Below are 21,476 nucleotides of genomic sequence, written 5' to 3'. Positions count from 1 at the left end.
ATAAGTGTGACCGCAAAGAGAGATTTTTATTATTGTGGAATAGGTTTGTTAGTGCTCCTGTCAAGTGCGGCTTGTGTGCACTTGGGGAACACTGCAGTTCATTCTACTGCAGCTCTTGGACAAGAGTTGAAGCTCGATTTAATGGTTGATCCACAGCAAAATATGCCTTGTTTGGCTTCTTTAATGGGACCTCCCTCCGAGGGGGAACGATGTTCGCTGTGGAATGATAACATAGATGGTGCTCCAAGCTATGATGCTTCTCGAAGGCTCGTATTTGTAGGTGCGCAAAATAGCTATCTTTATGTTCTCGATGCAGACGATGGGCGTGTTCTTGCTCAAATCCCTACATCAGGCAGAGTGGTCACCAATACATTATTTGATTTGGATCAAGGGCTGCTTTATTTTGGAACTGATAAGGGGGTTGTGAGTGCCTATGATGCATTTTCATATAAGCATATTTTTTCATTTCAAGCAGATAGTAAAATAAACAATGATTTGTTGCTCGAAGGGAATGAATTGTATTTCTCAACTGGGGTGGCAACTGTTTATGCTCTTTCGTCAAGAGCGGGTAATGAAAAATGGCGAGTAGAGCGTTCTTTAGCTTTAGAACGTTTGAGATTAACTTCAAATTCAAGCCTTTCTTACGTCGCTGAAGAGAAGGGAATTTTAGTGGCTCCGCATCCAGATGGCTATCTTTCGTTACTCGATAGTAAGAGCGGAGAGCTTATAAAAGAAATTATCTTGAGCAGTGCGCAATCTAATAAGGTGTTCCCTGATATTGTGGCGCCCATTAAATTAATAGGCAGTATATTGTGGGTGGCCTCATACTCTGGTGGTCTGGTAGCCATTGATATAAAAAATTGGCAGATAAAAGAGAAAGTCGATATTGCAGGAATCCAGCAATTGGCATTTAAGGATGATGTGGTTTTTGCTGCTACAAAAGATTCCTTATATGCGCTTAAAAGTGGTGGCTTATCACTGTGGCAAAATAATTTTTTTCAGCTAAAGACGAAAGTCGCTCAACAGAGCACAATTTTTGAGCGAAAAAATGAAGTTGGAAAGCGTGTGTTTTTAGGTTTAGTTTCTCGATTGCTCGTTCGAGATAATCAGTTAATAATGGGAACAAGCCTGGGAGCTATGGGGATGTTTGATTTGCGAAATGGCAAACTTGTACAAGTTGTTGGAAATTCATTGGGATTTGGCCCAAAAATTGGTTTTGGGGGAGATAGAGTTTTTGCTCTTACTCGAAAGGGCTCTTTAGTTCGTTTTTAATATGGAAACTCATGTGCATAATCTGCTAAGAATTGACGGATTTTGCTTAAGATTTATAAAAGGCGGTAGATTGTTGTGAAATCCACACCACTTGAGATAGATGAAAGAAAACAGTTTCGGGTCGTCGCGGCTTTGATTGTAAAGGATGGGAAAGTTTTACTTACCCAGCGTTGGCCAGGGCGGCATTTGGGGCTTACTTGGGAATTCCCTGGCGGTAAAGTAGAAGATGGCGAAGATGACCGAGAAGCACTTGAACGCGAACTTAAGGAAGAACTCGGAGTTACAGCAGAAATAGGGTCGTGCTGTTTTGAGACGCGTCATGGCTATGGATCAAGAGAAGTTCATCTTTTAATTTTTCGTTGTAAGTTGTTGGAGGGAACTCCAAGAGCACTTGATGTCAAGGCTATGGAATGGGCTGACTTAGAAACTTTAGTGGAACGAAAATTTCCACCTGCCGATTTACTTTTCGTTCAAGAACTTGTTGCTGGACGGATTAAGGCCGATGAAATTAATGAAGATGAAGATGATGATGAAGATGACTTTAAACCAGCACAAGTGGTAAGAAGACCTCGTTCATAGTTTAATTTTTTAAAATTTACTTTAAATCGTATGGCGAACATGGCTTGTGTTCGTCATTTTTTTACCCTGATATCAAGTAATGGGCTTTGTAGCAGCTTATCCGTAACGATAGATTTATTAGAAAATTATTGTTTGTAAAGTTTCTAAAGGTGCCGTTTATTTAATATTAGCCAATGAGTTGATGTTAATTGGGCTCAGGTCGATGGTCGATATTGAATTGCACAAGTGCTAATCACTCGATATTTTTAGGTAGACTAAAGCACCTCATCTTTTCTCTGAAGGCAGCAAATAGTTTAAAACCTAGCGGTTGATGGTTGGCATGGTCATTATTAAATCTTCGCTTATGTATTATCCTTCAAGGTGAGTGTGGCTCAAGGGATATAGGCAAGATAGCAATGAACACCGGTCAAAATAAAATGATGCCATTTGAAATTCATAATTAAGAATTCTAAGGTATGCCGTTGTTTTTTAAAAACTGACTCTGTTATTGCGCTTATTAAGTAAATCATAGGGATAATTTCTTGTAATAATTTTTGCAGGTTTGTCCGAAATCTTGAGGAAAATTTTATCGCCAAATAAAAGCAGCAGAAAATGAGTTCATGACCGCAATGATTTCTCTCCAGCTTAAAAAATTAGTTTTCTGTGTAAATTTCTAAAGGCTGTATCCAGGCTCTATCTTTTTGTTTTAGGTAGAGAAAGTAGGTTTTTGCTCTTTCAAGAGTTGCTTTAGGAAAAAGGACAAGTAGAGAGTCTTTATTATGCTCAAGTTTTATAGACTGTGACTTTAGTGGGAAGCCATTTTGGTCGGTTAAATAAAAATCGTAATGGCTTGAGTTTGTTGGCATGTACCAAAGGAAATAATCAGGCTCAGCCTTAAGTTTCCATTTTGCTTCGAAGGAATCCGCGCTGAAGGCTCCGTCTACCAGAAATGGGCCTGGCGGGCACAGAACAGATTCAGACGTATTACTGAGAATAGTTTCCAGGCTTATATTAAGATTTTTTGCGGTCTGCCCGCTAAAACTTGCAAGCAGAAAAGGTGTATCACCTACTACTCTACCGCATGTCTTTGGCAATAAATCAAAGAAAGTTTCTGGAGCAAGGCTTTGACCTTGGCTGAGAGCTGCCTTTTGGGAGTTCAGCATTTTGCCAGAACAAGAGTCACATGCGAAAAAAAACATGAATAGATAACAGAGCAAGGCCCGACCAGCTAAAAGCATGATGTCTCGTGATCGGGTTTGCTTATGCGGCATCAGTCTTCCTCGCCGTGAACGTTAACTTCGTAAGCCCCCATAGCCTCAAATAACTCGCGGACAATATCAACGCCTGTTTTTGAGTAGAGGCCAACGACAATTTTATTACCTTCCATGTAGGCTTCAGGGATTTCTCCCCATTCGATATCTGTATAGCCGTCGCCTGAGTAATCACTGAAGGCTAGGCCAAACTCATCAAATAATTCCTCTAGTAATAAAAATTTTTCATCATCTTCGTCATCTTCGCTACCTTCGATGATGTGCGAAAACCAGCTGTTTAAAAGCTTTGTTCCAGTTCTTGCCGTTTGCGGCGTGTCAAAAGTGGCAATAACTTCCAACTCACTCATAAAAAATTCTCTCCCTCACTAAAATAGACTATTTCTAGATTTCCAGTTGTTTTTTTCGTAAAGCGAGAAAATTGCAAGGCAGTTCATTAGAAAAATTACAAAAAAATAAAAATAACAGCGAACGAATGAGAAAAATTTCGTCCGCTATGGTTATTATCACAACTTCTTATTTATCTTTTTTCAATAAATCATCGGCCATTTCTGTGGCACTAGGATTGATTAATTCGTGACGAGCAAACACGGGATGACCATCGTATTCTCTTTGTACAAAATCAATAGGAAAGGATCTGTTTCTTTTGAAACGGAAAAATTCTTCTAAAATTCCATCTGCGTAGTCAACAATGAGCCCCAAAGCTCCATCGAGCTCATCTCCTCGCATGTTTTTGGCGAAAAATTCAAATAAGTGAGTTTTTTGCTCAGTCCCAATTCTGATTTCCAAGAAGGCGCACTCAAAACCAGTAAAACCTTTTACAGTAATTTTTTCACCAGGATTTAAGCGCTTTAGAAAACGCTCTAATAGAGCATCTGTAATCATGTTTTGGAGATCTTTTCTGATGACCTCGGGACAAAGTGATTTAGGATCCTTTGTAGCTTGCATATTTCGTTTTTTCCATTGCAAATTGTGGTCCATTAAGTCCACAATGTTTTTTACAAAAATGATTTAAAGACTTTTAGGTTTGTGCTGAAGTTGCGCTGGAAAAATAGGAACCAGCACAAACATAATCAAACTGGATGCTTTCTACACTAGGAATAGTAATGCGTATAGCCCTTTTATTAGTAAAGAGTATATTTCAAAAACTTAAATCCGTGAGCCAATATGGCTTATCTTGGTTTTTTTCTTCTTTTTTGCTTTATCATTCTGCATCCCTAGAGCGGAGCCACTTTTATGTTGTTTTGGATGAAGATGCTCGCTTGAGAACCGATGCTTGGCGAAATAAAGAAGCTTTAAGCATAAGCCTTTTTCCTTGCTGGCAAGAGGAATGGCAAACGGGGCTTTGTTATCAAGTGAGTAGGCTTGAAATTTTGAGCTCAGTTGTTGAAGCAATAGGAAAATTGGCAATACCTGGCACCTGGATATATCTATTTAAGCCAAGCCTCCTGCCTTGCACCTATGATGAAAAGTGTGCTCTCGGCGACATTAACTGGCAATTTAAAAGAGAAAGGCTCTTTGGGGGAATAATGAAGGAAATAAAGAGGATAGGAGTTTTGTATGGGGTTAATATAATATTAATTGATGATAGAGATAGTATTGGGCGTAAAAATAGCGCCCTTGTCGAGCGCTTATTTTTATAGTTTATTTTATTGTTTGATTAGTTGTCGTTTTTTACAACAATTCGATCATTTTCAAAAATAACCTTAACTTTGCCACCCTTTAAAGTGCCAAGAGGAGCAAGTGGAAGACGCAAAAATGCGGTACCTGCAGCAAGTTTTTGTGCACGATAAACGCGTTCTTGGCCTGAAATAGGGATTGAACGCCCTCTCGTTCCAGTGCCATGGTTGGCTAAAATATATTTTTCTAGGCTTTCAGTCTTTTTACCAGCTTTTACCAGCTCCTTTAGTGCTCTACGCAATAAAGGACCTGGGTTTTTACGATCGGCAATAAGTTTTTCAACTCCTGGAATGTCATCCAAGAGATAAGCAATTTGAATATCTTTAAAAGAAATAAGCGAGCGTCTTAATTGTTTTTTTACTGACATTTTATTCTCCAAAAAACGATTATAGCGCATTAATACCTGATAAAAAGTTATTATGCATGAATGCGAACTATTCGCCTGACACTATATAGAAAGCTTTCTACTAGTCAAGTGGTTGCATTGTTGATGAAATATATTTAGTGAACATTATTTTTCAATCGCTTGTTTTAAGTCTAACCAAAGATCATTTTTATCTTCAATCCCGACAGATAAACGAATTAATGCATCATCTATTCCAATAGCATGGCGAGATTCTTTAGCTATACTTGCATGAGTCATAGAACTAGGGTGTTCAATGAGACTTTCTACACCACCTAAGCTCTCAGCACAGGTAAAAAGTCTTGTATTTTCACAGACTTTTTTGGCCTGAATTTCATTGCCTTCTATAACAAAACTAATCATGCCAGAAGAACCCTTCATTTGACTTTGAGCAAGAACATATTGAGGATGCTCTGGGTCAAATGGAAAATATACTCTATTAATTTGAGGATGTTTTCTTAAATTTTGATAAATAAAAGATGCATTTTCGCAATGTTGTTTCATTCGTAAGGCTAGAGTTTTTATTCCTCGCAGGGTAAGAAAACAGTCCCAAGGGGCAGGTATTGCGCCTATTGAGTTTGACAGGAAAGCTATCTTTTCCGCCCACATAGGATTGCTTGTCATGATAGCTCCACCTACCACATCGCTGTGTCCTCCAATGTATTTGGTGGTTGAGTGAACTACGATATCAGCGCCTAAAAGTAGAGGATTTTGCAAAGCTGGCGTAGCAAAGGTATTATCTACCACAACCAAAATGTTATGCTCTTTCGCTTTGTTACTCACTGCTTTGATATCTACAAGCTTGAGAAGAGGATTAGATGGACTCTCAACCCAGATCATTTTAGTCTGTTTTGTTATGGCTTGTGCTAATAGTTCTTGTTTGGATAAATCTAAAAATGTGTATTTTATACCAAAGCGTTCGAATACTTTGGTGAAAAGACGCCTGGTTCCTCCGTAAAGATCATCGAGCGCTATCACATGGTCACCAGGATTGAGCCCTAGCATCAGGATGCTTGTTGCAGCACAGCCTGAGGCAAAACAAAAAGCAAATTGTGCATGTTCTAGTGCCTTTAAACTTTCCTCAAGTGCGGTGCGGGTAGGATTGTGGGTGCGAGAGTATTCATATCCCTTATGCTGGCTTGGAGAGGTTTGAGCATAAGTTGAGGTCTGAAAAACTGGAGTCATGACTGCGCCAGTGACTTTTTCGGGGTGTTGGCCAGCATGAATGCATTGTGTGGCAAAGTCCATTGCTTGGGAGATTTTCATATTTGTCCTCGTGAGTTAGTAAAATAATCAGCAGAGATCACTGTTGATCAAACTGTAACAAAAAAAGGAGTGAGCGAATGGGGATACTGACTAATAAGACAGCTATTATCACAGGGGCAAGCAGGGGAATCGGAAGAGAAATTGCTCTAAAACTCGCGTCACTGGGAGCCAATGTGGTGTTGGCAGCCAAAACTAAAGAACCACATGAATTTTTAGAGGGAACTATTGTAAGTGTTGCTCAGGAAGCCACTAAATTAGGAGCTCAAGCCCTGGCTTATCAAATCGATGTGCGAGATGAAGTGCAAATTGCTCAACTGGCAAAAGATAGCGTAGAGAAATTTGGCGGCATTGATATTCTCATAAATAATGCCGGGGCGATATATCTTACTGACACGCTTCATACCGAGGCAAAACAATTTGATCTTATGCATTCGATCAATGTGCGAGCAACCTTTCTTATGTCGAGAGCGTGTATTCCCTACATGCAAAAGCAAGGAGGCCACATCATAAATATGTCGCCTCCAATCTCAATGGATATAAAATGGCTTGAACCTCATGTAGCGTATACTATGTCGAAATATGGCATGTCTATGTGCACAAGGGCGATGGCAGAAGAGTTTAGATCAAATAATATTTCAGTAAATTCTTTATGGCCTAAAACTTTAATCTACACTGCCGCCATAACACGCTTGATGGGTGATGAGGCCAAGAAAAACTGCCGCATACCAGCAATCATTGCTGATGCAGCAGCAAGCATTGTGAGCCAGACCCCAGGAGAAGTGACCGGGCAATGGCTTATCGATGAGGATGTACTCAAGATGGCCGGAGTTAAGGAATTTAAACAATATGAATGTGTTGAAGGTTCTGAGCCTGTATTTGATTTGTATGTAGGTTAGAGCCGTTCTTGCGGGGGGCATGGCGAAAAATAGATTTTTACAACAAAGGTTTTGTCAATATGAAAAAATTATTATTATTTTTTTTTGTGATGCCAATAAAGATCTTTGCTTTTAGTGAGGATGGCGATTACCACTTGCATCTTGGCGGTAGTGTTTCGAGAGAGTTTTTACAAAGCTTGGCAGTGAATGATGTGCGCGATGATTTGATAGCGCAGATAAATGATCCATCTTTGAGTATAAAATTATTTTCTATTTCTCACCAACTACTCAATAGTCCTGAACGTATAAAGTCTGCGACATTAGATGTGATCAATAAAAGTGAGGCCAGTTATTTAGAAATCCGCACCGGTTTGCGCTCTTTTGATGAAAGTAAAAACTACCAGCCTTATCTCGATTCTTTTGTGCAAGCTTTACGGGAGTCACCAAAAGCGGTTAAAGGCTATCTAAGTGTTGATCGTTTTAAAAGTGAACACGATAAAAACTATATCAATTTTATCATTGATGCAGCTTTAAAAAACTCAGATGTGATTGCGGGAATTGATATATCGGGTTTTTCTCCTCACGCACCAAGGATGCTTGAGGGAGAGTTTCTTTCTCAAACCATCGAAAAAATTCTTCAGCATAATCTTTGTTTGACTATTCATATGGGTGAAACCCAATCTCAAGAAGAATATAGAGATTCAACTACGGTATTATCTAGCTTGCAAAAATTATTTGAAAAAAATTCTTTATATCGACAAAAAGTTCGTTTAGGCCATGTAATATTTCTTACTGATGAACAAGTGGGAATTTTATTAGAACTTCGTGTCCCGTGTGAGTTCTGTCCTTCATCATTTATTTTTTTGACAAAGAATATTGAATTCGATCACAAGAAACATCCTTTAAAAAAAATCTTCAAAGAAGGGGTTAGTGTGCTCTTAGGGACTGATGATACGCTTATATTTCAAACAAGTTTTAAAGAGGAGCAGAATAAATTTAAACAATTTTTTATATTAGGCGAGCCTATGCATTAATCAGCTTGCAAAAAGGCTGTGATTTTGTAACTAAGAGCAGTGAAATAACTATTGAAAAAAATAATTGTGCTGAATATTTGGAGATTTAAATTCCATGACAAGAAAAATAGGTGAACATCGCGTTGTTATTGCCAGCCATAATATGGGCAAAATTAAAGAGATTACTGCTCTGTTTGAGGGGCATGCCATTGAAACGACATCTGCAAGAGCACTCGATCTAAATGTTCCTGAAGAGAATGGTAAGACCTATTTAGAAAATGCACTGATAAAGGCTCGCGCATGTGTAGAGGCTACAGACGATGTGTCTTTGGGAGATGATTCGGGGCTTGAGGTGGAGGCGCTTGGTAAACAGCCAGGCCTCTATACGGCTCCCTTTACTGTTGAACAGGGCGGCTTAGCACTAGTTTTTCAAAAATGGCAGCAGAATGAAGCTATCATGAAAGATCCTCGAGCGGCTTTTTTGTGTACTCAGGTTTTGGTGTGGCCTGACGGACACTATGAGCATTTCGAAGCCAAAATAAATGGCCGCCTGGTTTTTCCTCCCCGAGGAAACAATGGGCATGGTTATGATCCAATATTTATGCCTGATGGCTATGACAAAACCATGGCCGAGATGACTTTTGAGGAGAAACAAAGGTGCTCACATCGGTTTGTAGCTTTAAAAGCTTTGCTCGAGAAAGTTTTATAAACTTAGTTTTTTAGAGAGGGCAGGAAATTTTAAAGCCCTTTTCATGCATCCATTCATCGTTAAGGTATTTGCTCAAATAGCGTGTTGATGAATCTACAAGAATTACCAATGCATTTTTTTTACGTGGGTTTAATGGTTGTGGATTATTTATAAAATATTTGATCGCTCCTAGGACAGCGGCACCGGTTGATCCTCCAACCAAAAGTCCTTGTTCTTGAACAAGCCTGCGTGCCATCTGGAAGCTTTCTTCATCCTCAACTTGAACAACGTCATCCATCGCCTTCATATTGATAGTGGTAGGCAGAAAATCTTCGCCGATACCTTCGACCAAATATGAGTGAGGGTTTCCCATCTTTCCTGTGTTAAAAAGATCGTAATAGATACTTCCAACAGGATCGACGCCGATAACTTTTAGTTTAGGATTCCTCTCCTTGATGTAACGAGAAATTCCACTGACTGTTCCTCCTGTGCCAATACCAACGATTAAATAATCGAGGCTATCGCCGCATTGTTCATATATCTCAGGGCCTGTGCTGTAGTAGTGAGCATCGGGATTATCTTGATTAGCATATTGATTAGCATAAAAGGAATTGGGGGTATCTCTCACTAATTTTTGCGCTACTTTGTAATAAGAACGCTCATCGTCGGCCGCTACATCAGTTGGGCAGGTGATAACGTGAGCTCCCATAGCTTTTAGAGCCATTTGCTTTTCTTTGCTTTGTTTATCTGCCATGACGAAAATACATTTGTATCCCCGCAATGCAGCGACCATAGCGAGACCCATTCCTGTATTGCCGCTGGTTGCCTCAATGATTGTCCCCCCGGGTTTTAAAAGCCCTTTTTTTTCTGCTTGATTAATAATGTGCAGGCCAATGCGGTCTTTGATCGAGCCGCCGGGGTTAAGGAATTCGCACTTTCCATAAAGATTGACACTGAGGTTAGGGGCAAGTTTTTGCAATGAAACAATTGGTGTTGTGCCGATAGTCTCTAAAATATTTTCTTTGGCAATAGTAGCGATGCTCATGATAAATACCTCTTATCATTGTCTAACACGAGAAAGCTTATGGATATTTTGCTTTTAAAAAATATTTTATCGACGCTCAAAAACGAGCATGAAAAAAATTTACTTCTTTCGGCTATGGGGGTTGTGGCGGAAGAGTGGACATTAGTAGAAAAATTAGGAGGGGCAGAAAAATTTTTGGAAAGTAATATCGCTCTTCAAAAACTGAGCGAGCAATTATCAAAAGATAAATTATTGGAAAAATTTATAGAGACATTAAGAGAGCAGCTCGATAATTTTTACTCACAAAGTGGTTTTTTGCTCAATGCACGAGATCTATTTAAGGTTCACCATATAAAAAACTTACCTCTGGTGTTTATGGCTTGCTTTAATCAGCAAGTGCTAATGAAACGCCCGCGTATCGCTATAGTTGGAGCAAGGCTTGCAGACCAAGATGCTCTTAAATTCACCTATAAATTAGCCAACCAGTGCGCTCAGAATAATATTTGTGTTATTTCAGGAGGAGCTTTGGGAGTTGATAGTGCTGCACATGAGGGGGCACTTGTCGTTGGTGGAAATACTATTGTTGTTAGTGGAGCTACATGCTCATTTAAAAAATTAAACATTAATCCAATGCTAAAAAGTTTTGATGCCAACAATCAATGCGTATTGTTTCCCTATGGGCCTCACTTGAGTCAGAGAAAATTTATGTTTGTGCAAAGAAACCGCTATGTTGTTGCTTTGGCAGATGCGATTGTTATCGTTCAGGGAGGAGCTGAATCTGGTACTCTTCACACTGCGCGTTTTGCTAAAGAATTGGGGGTTAAACTTTTTGCAATTCCTGGCGCTTTAACTAACCAACTTTCTTATGTGCCTAACATGCTTTTAAGTGATGGTTCTGCAAAAGCTTTAACAAACTTTGAGCAATTGCATGAGGCTGTGGATCAAAAGTTAGCAAAGACAACTATTACAAGGAAAAGAAAAACACAGGTTTTATCAAGCCACAACAATGATGCTCTGCCAGAATTATTAGAACTCTTAAAAAGCCATGGGGGAGTTGCGACTATGGATCAGTTAATCCATTGGTCAAAGCGATCTTTTGTGTCGATTCAAGAAGAAATGTTGATGTTTGAAATGGAATCTTTGATCAAAAAACAAGGACACAATTATATGCTGATAGAAAAATAAATTTTTGAAGTGTCTGTAGTTATGTCACCAGGCTGTTTGGGGAATAATTTATAGCATCTCTCGGTGGCTTTCAAAACATTGACGGTAATCCAGATATAGCGCTTATTTTCATACCAAGGCTAGAAAATCCTTTTGTGTTTTAAGTCGTTCCTATGGGATGGGAGAACTTTCTCGCCTTGAGGCGGTAGCTGTTCAGTAATTGATTTAATGTGTGGTTAAATGTTATTTTTTGTAGTTATTATGCAGGGTTAACTGGATGTGTTGCGCTAACATGCCGAATTATTTATTGATGTGCCTCTTGCCCTTTATAGGGAAAATGAGTTTGATGGATGATAAAGGGTACATTATCCTTTAAAAGCTCACAAAAATAGTTTATTGCCCTTATTTGTCTGTAGAAAAGTTGTGAGTAGGCTGGACTAAGGCCCATTTTTAGACTTTTTAATTTGTATTGGCCTACAACTATTGTATGGTGACTGCGCAAGAGTGCTTAGGTCATCTTATGAAAGACCCGTAAACCTAGAAAGAATCATGATGAAAAAATCCTTGGTTGTGGTGGAATCGCCTGCCAAAGCAAAAACTATTCGAAAATATTTGGGCCCTAGCTATGAAGTGATGGCATCTGTAGGGCATATCCTGGATCTTCCTGCTCGCAGTATGGGAGTGGATTTGGAGTCTGGGCACTTTACGCCTGCCTACGAAGCTATCATGGGCAAAGATAAGGTTATTGCCGAGATTAAAAAGAATGCTAAGAAAGTTGATACGGTATACTTGGCGCCCGATCCTGATCGTGAGGGAGAGGCGATTGCCTTTCATATTGCCAGTGTAGTAAAAGAGGCCAAACCCAAGGATCCTCCACACATTGTTCGTGTGCGCTTTCATGAATTAACCAAAAAGGCCATAAATGAAGCTTTCAAACACCCCGATCATTTAAATCAAAATCTATTTGATGCTCAACAAGCTCGGCGCATTTTAGATCGAATAGTTGGTTATAAAATAAGCCCTATTTTATGGAAAAAGGTTCAAAGAGGGTTGAGCGCTGGGCGAGTACAGTCTGTTGCTGTACGCTTAGTGGTTGATCGGGAACGAGAAATAGAGGTTTTTGTAAAAGAAGAATACTGGACTATCAGTGCCCTTGCTGATGCTCAACTTGATCCAAAGTTTCAGGTGAAACTCGCAAAAATAAACAATAAAAAGGCTGAAGTCCATAATGAAGAGCAGGCCCTTCACATTAAAAAAGCCCTTTTAAACCAATCAGCCAACGTTAGCAAAGTACAAAAAAAAGAACGAATCCGTAGACCAGGCCCACCTTTTATAACTTCAAAACTTCAACAGGATGCGGCTCGCGCTTTTAGATTTAGTACTAAAAATACTATGCGGATTGCTCAAAGTCTGTATGAAGGTATCGAGCTTGGAGAGGAGGGCGCAGTAGGTTTAATAACTTACATGAGAACCGATTCAACTCGGGTGAGTGACGATGCAATCAAAGAAGTAAGATCTTTTATTGAACAGAGTTTCGGAGCTGATTTTGTTCCAAAGTCACCCAATTATTTTAAAAATAAGAAAAGTGCTCAAGAGGCTCATGAAGCGATTAGGCCTACTTCAGTTGAACGCACACCTGATAAAGTAAAAGCCTTTTTAAAACCAGAGCAGCTGAAGCTTTATACACTTATTTTTGATCGCTTTGTAGCATCGCAAATGACACCGGCTGTTTACGACCAAACGACGGTAGAAGTAAGCAAAGATGAATATTTACTCAGAGCCACTGGATCTATTTTGCGCTTTGCCGGTTTCTTGAAAGCCTATCGAGAGCAAGCAGATGAAGATGATCAAAATGCCAAGGATGAAGCTGATAGCGAACGTATACGGCTGCCCGATATTAAAGAAGGTGATCGAGTTCATTTAAGCAAAGTAGAAGCCGAACAACATTTCACCCAGCCGCCACCACGTTTTAGTGAGGCAAGTTTAGTTAAAGAACTTGAGGAAAAGGGAATCGGACGGCCTTCAACCTATGCTGCCATCATGTCAACAATAGTCGACAAAGGCTATGCTGAAAAAAACCAGGGAAGATTTAACCCTACCGAGCTTGGGCGCATTGTGACCGATCTTTTATTGGAAAATTTCCCCAATATTATGAATGTGGAATTTACTGCATCGATGGAAGAAAAACTCGATTCCATCGAAGATGGAGCGCATAACTGGCTTAAAATTCTTAATGATTTTTACGATCCGTTTAAAGGCTCAGTAGATAAAGCTGCTGAGAATATGCGCAACATTAAGCGAATGGAAGAAAAAACTGATTTAAACTGCGAAAAATGTTCTTCCCCTTTGGTTATAAAATGGGGGAAAAATGGATCTTTTATTGGCTGCTCCGCTTATCCTGAATGTTCTTTTACTGCTCCTTTCAAACGGGTGGATGGAAAAATTGTCATTGAGGAGAAAAAGCAAGTTAGTGATGTAAAGTGCTCTTCTTGTGGAGCTCCTATGGTTCAAAAGCGAGGGAAATTTGGAGAGTTCTTGGGGTGCTCACGCTATCCTGACTGTTCTAACACCATGCCTTTGCCCTCCGGGATTAAGTGTCCTAAGGGAAATTGTGGGGGAGATATAGTAGTCAAGCGTTCTAAAGGTGGAAAAACCTTTTACGGATGCTCCACATATCCCAATTGTGATTTTGTATCTTGGCAAAAACCAGTGGCGAAAGCGTGTGAGACATGTGATTCTGGTTATTTGTTGGAGAAAGTAAGTAGAGATACGGTCAAATGGGTGTGTCCAAGTTGTAAGGCAGTAACAAGCCCTGATGAGTGATGCCAGGCTGAGTATGCTCTTGGTTTTTTATGTTTTTTTTCAAACACGGTGCTATTGACTCGCTTGTGCCGCATGGAGCCTTCTTGTATGGTCCCGTTCTGGATTAATAAAAGGTAGGCATATTCATGTTAAAAGCTGTTATAGCAAAAGAATTTAAAAAAGCCTTAGAAAAGCTTATTGTCCAAAAGCAGTTGGACTCTGAACAAATGCTCTCTTTGTTGCCAAAAATGATAGTAGAGCGTCCAAAGAACCCTGCACATGGGGATTTTTCCTGCAATATAGCGATGGTTTTAGCTAAAATTGCTCAATGTTCGCCAAGAGAATTGGCTGCTACGTTGAGCTCATTCTTAAAGGATTCTATTTTTTCGAAAATTGAAATAGCTGGTCCCGGTTTTATAAATCTTACTCTCAAAGAAAACATCATGAGTTTTGTTGTTTCTGAGGTAACAAGGCAAGGAAAGGATTATGGTACCACCAAACTTGATCCTTCTCCCAAAGCGCTTGTTGAGTTTGTCTCAGCCAACCCAACAGGAGGTTTACATCTTGGACACGCTAGAGGGGCCTTTGCCGGAGATGCTTTAGCGCGCATGTTATCTGCAGCAGGTTATCAGGTCACCAAGGAATATTATGTCAATGATGCAGGCAATCAGGTAGAGATTCTCGGCCGCACTATTCATAAGCGTTATCGAGAATTATTTGGCGAGAGCATTGAGATAGAGTCTGGAGAGTATCCTGGTTCTTATGTTATCGATATAGCAAAAGCTCTCAAAGAACGGGATGGCAATAAATGGTTAAAGCTTTCTGAGGAACAATGGTTGCAGCCCTTAGTTAAATTTGGTGTTGACTATAACTTGGAGGTCATTAAGTCGACTCTTGCTAAGCTCGACATTCACATGAATTCTTGGTTTTTTGAGCATACACTTCACCAAGGGAGTGCCCTGGATGATTTGATTGATTCGTATGATAGACGCAATATGATCTATGAGGCCAATCAAGCTCACGGCACAAGTGAAAAAATTCGCCGCGATGAAAGCAAAGCTGCCAAATATTCTCACTTACAAGAAGGCGGCTGGTTTCTAAAGACAAGTTTATTTGGTGATGAAGAAGATAGAATAATTAAACGGAAAGATGGGCGCTTTGTATATCTCACAGCTGATTTAGCCTACCATCATCAGAAATTTGTCCGTGGATATGATCTAATCGTTGATGTTTTTGGGGGTGATCATGCAGGACATATTGGTCGCATAAAAGCTGGAATGGAAGCAATGGGGCACGATATCAGCAGGCTTCGCTTTGCTATTGTACAGATGGTCCGTTTATTAAAAGATGGTCGGGAGGTTCGTTTTTCAAAACGAGCTGGAGAAATTGTTGGTATTGATGATCTGCTTGACAGTGTTGGAGCTGATGTGGCTCGCTTTGTTTTTCTGATGAGAGCCCTTAATTCTCAGTTTGATTTAGACTTAGATGTTGTGACTCGGCAAAGCCAGGATAATCCTGTTTTCTACGTTCAGTATGGTCATGCCCGCATGGCCACCATTTTGAAAAAAGCTCATGAAGAAAAAGGAATTTCTTTTGATGCATCGCTGTTCGATCAACAAGCGATGAAGCATTTGAGTTTGTCTGAGGAACGAGAGTTATTGTTAAAAATTTCTGAACTCGCTCATGTTGTACATGATGCAGCTCTGGCACTCGAACCACATCGATTAATCTATTTTTGCCAGGATTTAGTGAAATCCTTTCACTCATATTTCACTAAGTACCGACACAGTGAAAAAATTATTTCAGATGATCCTGATAAAACCTTTGCTCGTCTTTCTCTTGTGTCGGTAGTTAAGCAAACCATTGCTAATGCACTCCAATTTGCCGGAATTTCGGCACCAGAATATATGGAACTGACAGAATCAGATTCTGATAATTAGGAATTTACATGACAAAAACTCATGAACATATCAGGAATTTCTCAATAATCGCCCATATTGATCATGGCAAAAGCACGCTGGCAGACCGTATATTGGAGCATACGGGTGCCTTGCAGAAAAGGGAGATGAAAGAGCAGTTTTTGGATAAGATGGAGCTCGAGCGAGAGCGGGGCATTACCATCAAGTCTCAGGCTGTTCGGCTTAACTATAAGCATACAGATGGCACAAATTATATCTTTAATTTAATCGATACGCCAGGTCATGTTGATTTCGGCTATGAAGTTAGTCGCTCTTTGCGCGCATGCGAAGGAGTGTTGCTGGTGGTGGATGCAACTCAAGGCGTTGAGGCCCAAACTCTGGCTAATGTCTATTTGGCACTGGAACACGATTTGGCCATAGTTCCCGTGATAAATAAAATTGATTTGCCAAGCGCCGATCCAGATCGAGTAAAAGAGGAAATCGAAGATGTTATAGGCATAGATGCAAGTGATGCAGTGCTTGTATCTGGGAAAACGGGATTAGGAATCGAAGGATTATTGGAGGCCATTGTTGAGCACATTCCTCCTCCGGCCGATCTTGACGATAAAGCGCTGAGTGCTTTGGTCTTTGATAGTTGGTTCGATAATTTTCGCGGTGTAGTGGTATTGGTTCGTGTCATATCTGGCACACTCAAACCAGGCGATGCTATCAAGCTTATGCATAATCAAAAGGTGTTCAATGTGATTGAGCTTGGCGTATTTGCACCGCATCCGCAAAAGGTGGCACAGCTAAAATCAGGTGACGTAGGTTTTATTATTGCAAATATCAAAGTGGTGACCGATGCAAAAGTTGGAGAGACCATTACGACTGCTGAAGGTGGATGCACAACACCTTTGCCAGGATTCAAAGACGCTAAACCTATGGTTTTTGCTGGAATATTTCCCGTAGACAGTGTGGAGTATGAAGGCCTTCGAGATGCGCTTTTCAAGTTGGTATTAAATGACGCTGCTCTTACATTTGAGCCCGAGTCTTCCCAGGCTTTGGGTTTTGGTTTCCGATGCGGATTTTTGGGGCTTCTGCATATGGAAATCGTTCGCGAGCGGTTGGAGAGGGAATTTAATCTTACTTTGATTACCACGGCCCCTACGGTAATTTATCAAGCCTATCTGAAATCGGGCGAGCAAGTTAGAGTTGATAACCCTGCAAAGATGCCAGATCCTACCCGCATCGATTACCTTGAAGAGCCCTATATTAAAGCAAGCATTCATACACCCAATGATTACGTTGGTGCTTTGATGATGTTGTGTGTGGAACGCCGAGGTGAGCAGATTGGCATAAACTATGTCAGTGAACGTCATGTGGTTATAGAATATTTATTACCTATGGCTGAGGTGGTGTTAGATTTTTTCGATCGTCTCAAGAGTATTTCACGTGGCTATGCGAGTTTTGACTATGTGTTTGATTCTTATCGTGTCTCCAAACTTGTTAAAGTTGACGTATTACTTAACGGTGATCCGGTCGATGCACTTTCAATCATAGTTCACAAAGATACTGCTCAACGCAGAGGAAGAGTTTTATGCGAAAAAATGAAAGAAATTATTCCTCGCCAACAGTTTCAAGTAGCAATTCAAGCTGCCATAGGGGGGAAAATTATTGCGCGTGAAACGGTATCAGCGCTACGCAAGGATGTAACAGCGAAGTGCTATGGTGGTGATATTACTCGAAAACGCAAACTGCTCGAGAAACAAAAAGAGGGCAAAAAACGAATGCGTCAAATTGGGAGAGTAGAGCTTCCGCAAGAGGCATTTTTAACAGTATTAAAAATAGATTAACTCATGAAGGTAAAAGATGTTTGACAAGTTGACGAAAGGAAAGCTCATAGCTGGCTTGATTGCAATTACAATAGCAGGATTTTTTTGGAATGTTTTTTTCCCTCCTGGTGGATCAGGAGCAAATATTCTTTTAGGAATTTTTGTTGCCGTCTTTTTTATTTATTATTTTTCGGGTTATTTCGGATCACTTATTGATCAAGAAATTTTTCCAGGCGGGAGCAAAAAGCGAGCTCGACTGTATCGGGCTTTGCATAATTTTACTGTGGAACTAGCCACACAATTATCTAATATTAAAAAAAGTAAATCAAAATTGCGTAAAATCGGACAAAAACCCATTGAAGACTTGGAACAATCCCTCAGCCAAGCTCAACAGGTGATGAGCCAAATTAAATCTCAATGGAGTCAACAAGGATCCATGAATGACCATGAACATCTTTTGAAAGATGCTCATGAAAAACTAGAAAGAAGTAGCAGAGCAGTTTTTTCTCTCCAAAGAAAATGGCGTTTTCTTTATGGAATGCCTTCACTCATTTTCGCGCTCTTCTGCGCATTGCTCATACGGGAAGTTATTATTGAACCTTACCAAATTCCCTCAGGTTCAATGATTCCTACGCTGCTTGTTGGGGATCATTTATTTGTTTCTAAATATTATTATGGTTTGTCGAAGCCATTTAGTAGTGAGCCTGATTTCATTATTCAGTGGCGTAAACCAAAACCTGGTGATGTAGTAGTATTTAAGGCACCTGACTATGTTGGGCGTCATGCCGGACAGGCTTGGATTAAACGGGTAATTGCCACTGAAGGACAGACTGTTCAAGTGATAAACAATGTCGTTTATGTAGATGGCAAGCCTTATGAACATGTAGAACAGGCAAAGCCCGTAACCTATATGGACTTTTTTGGTTTTGGGGGACCTGATGGTGGGGTATGGCGTAAGCAGACAGCGCTACGAAGCATTGAAAAGATCGGAAACATAGAACATCAGATTCATATTATGCCTTTTGCTCCTTCGCCTGCTTTGGGAGCGAAGTGGCCTGTTGCCTCAAGCATGAGTTTGCCAGGCTTGGAATGTAGTATGGAATCATGCAAAGTGAAGCCAGGCTTTTTATTTGTGATGGGTGATAACAGAGGAAATTCTGCTGATAGCCGAATTTGGGGGGCATTGCCTGTAGCTCGTATTAAAGGAAGGGCAAGTTTTATATGGATGAGTGTTGATGGCTCAGAACAATCAGTGAAGATCGGACCATTTAATCTACCGAAATTCCGTTTTGAACGTTGGTTTACAGGAATTCATTAGAGCAATGAATTGCGAACCTAATAAAAACGCCCCAACAATTGTATAGGGGCGTTTTGTTTTTTAGCGGTAAAATAGTGATTTATCTTAAATAGATCAATCTTAAGCAAAACCTCATGATTGATCACATCTTTTTGTTGACAAGATAGATTCGGCGATTTGGTAACCTTTATACATAGCATAAAGTTCTCTAAGCCCTCGCCATAAGACGAGCCATCCAGGAGGACCGTTATATTTAATGTGTCCTCCCAACCTTGCTATTTGCCTTAAAACTTCATCGACAGTAAGCAATGATTCCGCGGTATAATTTTGCAGCATAGCTAATAATGGAGGCGGTATATAAAGTTCTGGTGAGCTATTTGCTTCATTTGCTTTATTGCGTAGCCGCAGGAGAAACCAGGCTATTGGTATAAAGACTCCCAAACAATTTTTCAGGCTGTGAAAGCTTTCTAACTGTCTTTTTTCATATGAGCATCCAGTTTTAAGGACTTTAAAGTATTCTTCTATGACCCAACGTGAGCAATAGCATTCGATAATCTTTTCGATATCTTGGCGCGAAGCGATTGGTTCTTGAGTGAGTAAAATCCATTCAATAGGCTTTTCATCTTTAGGCGGATTTCGCTCTAGAATAAGAACAGCATTTATATCTAAAGATAATGCATATTTTTTATCTACACAGTTTGATCTTTTTAATGTAATTTGTTTTGCTTTAATATCTACTATCGTATTGCGGGCATCTCTTTTAACAAGCCTTTTATTATTAGCCCCGCCGGATTTTTTATTTCTTCTAGAAAGATGTATTTCTTTAGAAAACAATCTGCTTTCTTCTGCAAATTCCTCGCGTAAATGCTTGCCGTTTACAAGGGCGCGGTCATAGCAGCCCCTAACAATAAATCGATGTTCTTTGTTCGATAAATCAGCAAGCAAAGCATAACTATCTGTTTCACTATCGCATACGTGGATTGCATTTTTAGCGCTTTCGCTGAGTTTAGAAATGCTATCGATTGCGTCATTCCATCTTTGTTTTTCCGATGGCAGGCGACGAGACTGAGTCTGTGTAAGAATCCCTTTTTTTCTGAGTGCATAAGGACTGATTTTTTCACCGCGCTTAAAACAATGCAACCCCAATGTACCTAATGGTTCTCTATCTGACGCAGAAATAGCTAAACTGAAATGACCAAAGAAGCTTGCACTTTTACCTAGTGAGGTTGTTCCAAGGTCTCGTCTCTTTCCTGAAAATACAAACTCACTCGAATCATGCGCAATAATAATATCATTATTCTTATTGCACATACGCTTTAAAGTAGCTTGCTTGTGCGGTTCTAAAATGTCTTTTATTTCTATGTAAGGATTTCCCACAAACCGATAGAACCCCTCTAATTCTGCCGAACTCCCAAATGCCTCAGGAAAAGATTTCTCTGGACTTTCAATAACCGAGCTAACAATTGATAAAAGGCGCTTAGTTAAGCGCTTATCACCAAGATTTGATTCTATAAATTCTGTTCTTATATGATTCATTGAAAAACTTGATCACATCAAATTAAACTTGAAAATGCTTAAACGACTTTGTCAACAAAAAGATGTGATCAATCATGAGAGCAAAACTCAGGTTAATTATTTTGTGTACAGCGTCTCCACTGCAGATTAAAAACTAAGCCCGCGCGAACATCAGCACTATCAACTGTTGCAAGAGCATCTTCGCGAAGTGAATTAGAGCGTACAAACATCGAGGTGTTTGCTCTTAAAATTACGCTTTGTCCGCAATCCGACCACGTAACAGCTGAAGCAGCGATAGCATTTTGAATCAGGTACTCATCTTCAAGTCTTCCTCTGAATTTTTTCTCGTACGCTGGACCTTCGCTGCCTGCAAAAAAATATTCCACTCTAAATTGGCTATAGGCTCCGTAAGGTAGACTGTTGAAGCCACGGTAATCAATTTGAAAAATTGAAACACTGTAGCCTTGTGGAATATGAACTGGAACGGCAATATTGCATATTTTGCGGTTAAAACTTTTTCCAGTGTCTCCACCTGCTTCTACCACAAATGAGTCAAATAAAATACTAAGGGACTTAGCATCGTCAGCAACAGCAACCGCAGCACTTCCTCCAGGGCACCCTGTGCCGCCGTACTCGGGGTTTCCTAATCTGACATCGTCATACCATGCAGCAGAGGCGTTAAAAGCAAGCGTGAGTGATGCAAATATAAAAGCAAATTTTCTCATAGCTTTTCCTAAGATGAAGCGAGCCCCTCCTGCTGTGCTTCATCTTTTTATGTGATTGGATGTTTAGGAAGGACTGACGAGATTGTCCTAAGAAAAGAAAAAAAATATCAAATTAAAATTGTATAAAATTCTAATGAAGGTCCATGAAAAAAAGGTTTTTTCTTTATTTGCTTATATGAAATAAATAATTTTTTTT

19 protein-coding genes are annotated in these 21,476 nt (G+C 39.9%); 11 read left to right on the top strand and 8 right to left on the bottom strand.

What is annotated here, in order from left to right:
• Nucleotides 1–6: 6 nt before the first annotated feature.
• Together H6731_00980 and H6731_00975 are read left to right on the top strand one after the other, a co-directional pair.
• Nucleotides 7–1,272: a PQQ-like beta-propeller repeat protein gene (locus H6731_00980; protein USN51017.1), complete on the top strand. Its 1,266-nt coding sequence runs from the start codon at nt 7–9 to the stop codon at nt 1,270–1,272.
• Between the two features lie 96 nt (nt 1,273–1,368).
• Complete coding sequence (locus H6731_00975) at nt 1,369–1,851, top strand: (deoxy)nucleoside triphosphate pyrophosphohydrolase (GenBank protein ID USN51906.1); 483 nt, start codon at nt 1,369–1,371, stop codon at nt 1,849–1,851.
• A 632-nt stretch (nt 1,852–2,483) separates the two neighbouring features.
• Here the strand turns inward: H6731_00975 and H6731_00970 are convergent.
• From H6731_00970 to H6731_00960, 3 genes are all read right to left on the bottom strand, one after another.
• Complete coding sequence (locus H6731_00970; GenBank protein USN51016.1) at nt 2,484–3,101, bottom strand: hypothetical protein; 618 nt, start codon at nt 3,099–3,101, stop codon at nt 2,484–2,486.
• The gene (locus H6731_00965) at nt 3,101–3,448 is read right to left on the bottom strand and encodes a hypothetical protein (GenBank protein ID USN51015.1); all 348 of its coding nucleotides are present in this window, start codon (nt 3,446–3,448) and stop codon (nt 3,101–3,103) included. Before H6731_00965 ends, H6731_00970 begins: the two co-directional genes overlap by 1 nt.
• Before the next feature lie 166 nt (nt 3,449–3,614).
• Nucleotides 3,615–4,046 carry a hypothetical protein gene (locus tag H6731_00960; protein ID USN51014.1) on the bottom strand — a complete coding sequence of 144 codons (432 nt, stop codon included), beginning with the start codon at nt 4,044–4,046 and terminating at the stop codon, nt 3,615–3,617.
• 158 nt (nt 4,047–4,204) lie between these two features.
• On the opposite strand from H6731_00960, the gene H6731_00955 reads away from it, so the two are divergent.
• Nucleotides 4,205–4,741: a hypothetical protein gene (locus H6731_00955; protein ID USN51013.1), complete on the top strand. Its 537-nt coding sequence runs from the start codon at nt 4,205–4,207 to the stop codon at nt 4,739–4,741.
• Nucleotides 4,742–4,758: 17 nt separating this feature from the next.
• Here H6731_00955 and H6731_00950 read toward each other — a convergent pair whose 3' ends face one another.
• Together H6731_00950 and H6731_00945 are read right to left on the bottom strand one after the other, a co-directional pair.
• A complete protein-coding gene (locus H6731_00950; protein ID USN51012.1) occupies nt 4,759–5,145 on the bottom strand; it encodes a hypothetical protein in 387 nt (128 codons plus the stop codon).
• Between the two features lie 144 nt (nt 5,146–5,289).
• Nucleotides 5,290–6,429, bottom strand: a complete 1,140-nt coding sequence (locus H6731_00945) for an aminotransferase class V-fold PLP-dependent enzyme (GenBank protein USN51905.1) — start codon at nt 6,427–6,429, stop codon at nt 5,290–5,292.
• Between the two features lie 95 nt (nt 6,430–6,524).
• Between H6731_00945 and H6731_00940 the strand changes: the two genes are divergently transcribed.
• The 3 genes from H6731_00940 to H6731_00930 all read left to right on the top strand — a co-directional run bounded on the left by H6731_00940 (nt 6,525) and on the right by H6731_00930 (nt 9,044).
• Nucleotides 6,525–7,343: an SDR family oxidoreductase gene (locus H6731_00940; GenBank protein ID USN51011.1), complete on the top strand. Its 819-nt coding sequence runs from the start codon at nt 6,525–6,527 to the stop codon at nt 7,341–7,343.
• Between the two features lie 59 nt (nt 7,344–7,402).
• The gene (locus tag H6731_00935) at nt 7,403–8,356 is read left to right on the top strand and encodes an amidohydrolase family protein (GenBank protein USN51010.1); all 954 of its coding nucleotides are present in this window, start codon (nt 7,403–7,405) and stop codon (nt 8,354–8,356) included.
• Nucleotides 8,357–8,450: 94 nt separating this feature from the next.
• Complete coding sequence (locus H6731_00930; GenBank protein ID USN51009.1) at nt 8,451–9,044, top strand: non-canonical purine NTP pyrophosphatase; 594 nt, start codon at nt 8,451–8,453, stop codon at nt 9,042–9,044.
• A 10-nt stretch (nt 9,045–9,054) separates the two neighbouring features.
• On the opposite strand, the gene H6731_00925 is transcribed toward H6731_00930, so the two are convergent.
• Complete coding sequence (locus H6731_00925) at nt 9,055–10,053, bottom strand: cysteine synthase family protein (protein USN51904.1); 999 nt, start codon at nt 10,051–10,053, stop codon at nt 9,055–9,057.
• Between the two features lie 54 nt (nt 10,054–10,107).
• On the opposite strand from H6731_00925, the gene H6731_00920 reads away from it, so the two are divergent.
• The 5 genes from H6731_00920 (at nt 10,108) to lepB (ending at nt 19,061) form a co-directional block, all read left to right on the top strand.
• A complete protein-coding gene (locus tag H6731_00920; protein USN51008.1) occupies nt 10,108–11,232 on the top strand; it encodes a DNA-processing protein DprA in 1,125 nt (374 codons plus the stop codon).
• 531 nt (nt 11,233–11,763) lie between these two features.
• Nucleotides 11,764–14,034 carry a type I DNA topoisomerase gene (gene topA / locus H6731_00915; GenBank protein USN51903.1) on the top strand — a complete coding sequence of 757 codons (2,271 nt, stop codon included), beginning with the start codon at nt 11,764–11,766 and terminating at the stop codon, nt 14,032–14,034.
• A 125-nt stretch (nt 14,035–14,159) separates the two neighbouring features.
• A complete protein-coding gene (locus H6731_00910; GenBank protein ID USN51007.1) occupies nt 14,160–15,953 on the top strand; it encodes an arginine--tRNA ligase in 1,794 nt (597 codons plus the stop codon).
• A gap of 8 nt (nt 15,954–15,961) precedes the next feature.
• Complete coding sequence (gene lepA, locus H6731_00905) at nt 15,962–17,764, top strand: elongation factor 4 (GenBank protein ID USN51006.1); 1,803 nt, start codon at nt 15,962–15,964, stop codon at nt 17,762–17,764.
• Nucleotides 17,765–17,780: 16 nt separating this feature from the next.
• Complete coding sequence (gene lepB / locus H6731_00900) at nt 17,781–19,061, top strand: signal peptidase I (protein ID USN51005.1); 1,281 nt, start codon at nt 17,781–17,783, stop codon at nt 19,059–19,061.
• A 111-nt stretch (nt 19,062–19,172) separates the two neighbouring features.
• On the opposite strand, the gene H6731_00895 is transcribed toward lepB, so the two are convergent.
• Complete coding sequence (locus H6731_00895) at nt 19,173–20,576, bottom strand: IS4 family transposase (GenBank protein ID USN51004.1); 1,404 nt, start codon at nt 20,574–20,576, stop codon at nt 19,173–19,175.
• Nucleotides 20,577–20,668: 92 nt separating this feature from the next.
• On the bottom strand, nt 20,669–21,280 hold the full coding sequence (locus H6731_00890) for a DUF4360 domain-containing protein (GenBank protein ID USN51003.1): 612 nt from the start codon (nt 21,278–21,280) through the stop codon (nt 20,669–20,671).
• Nucleotides 21,281–21,476: the final 196 nt, after the last annotated feature.

Source organism: Myxococcales bacterium (assembly GCA_023898405.1).
GTDB lineage: Bacteria > Myxococcota > UBA727 > UBA727 > JABDBI01.
The sequence above is the reverse complement of the archived record's forward strand: the minus strand, read 5'-3'. Positions and strand labels throughout refer to the sequence as shown.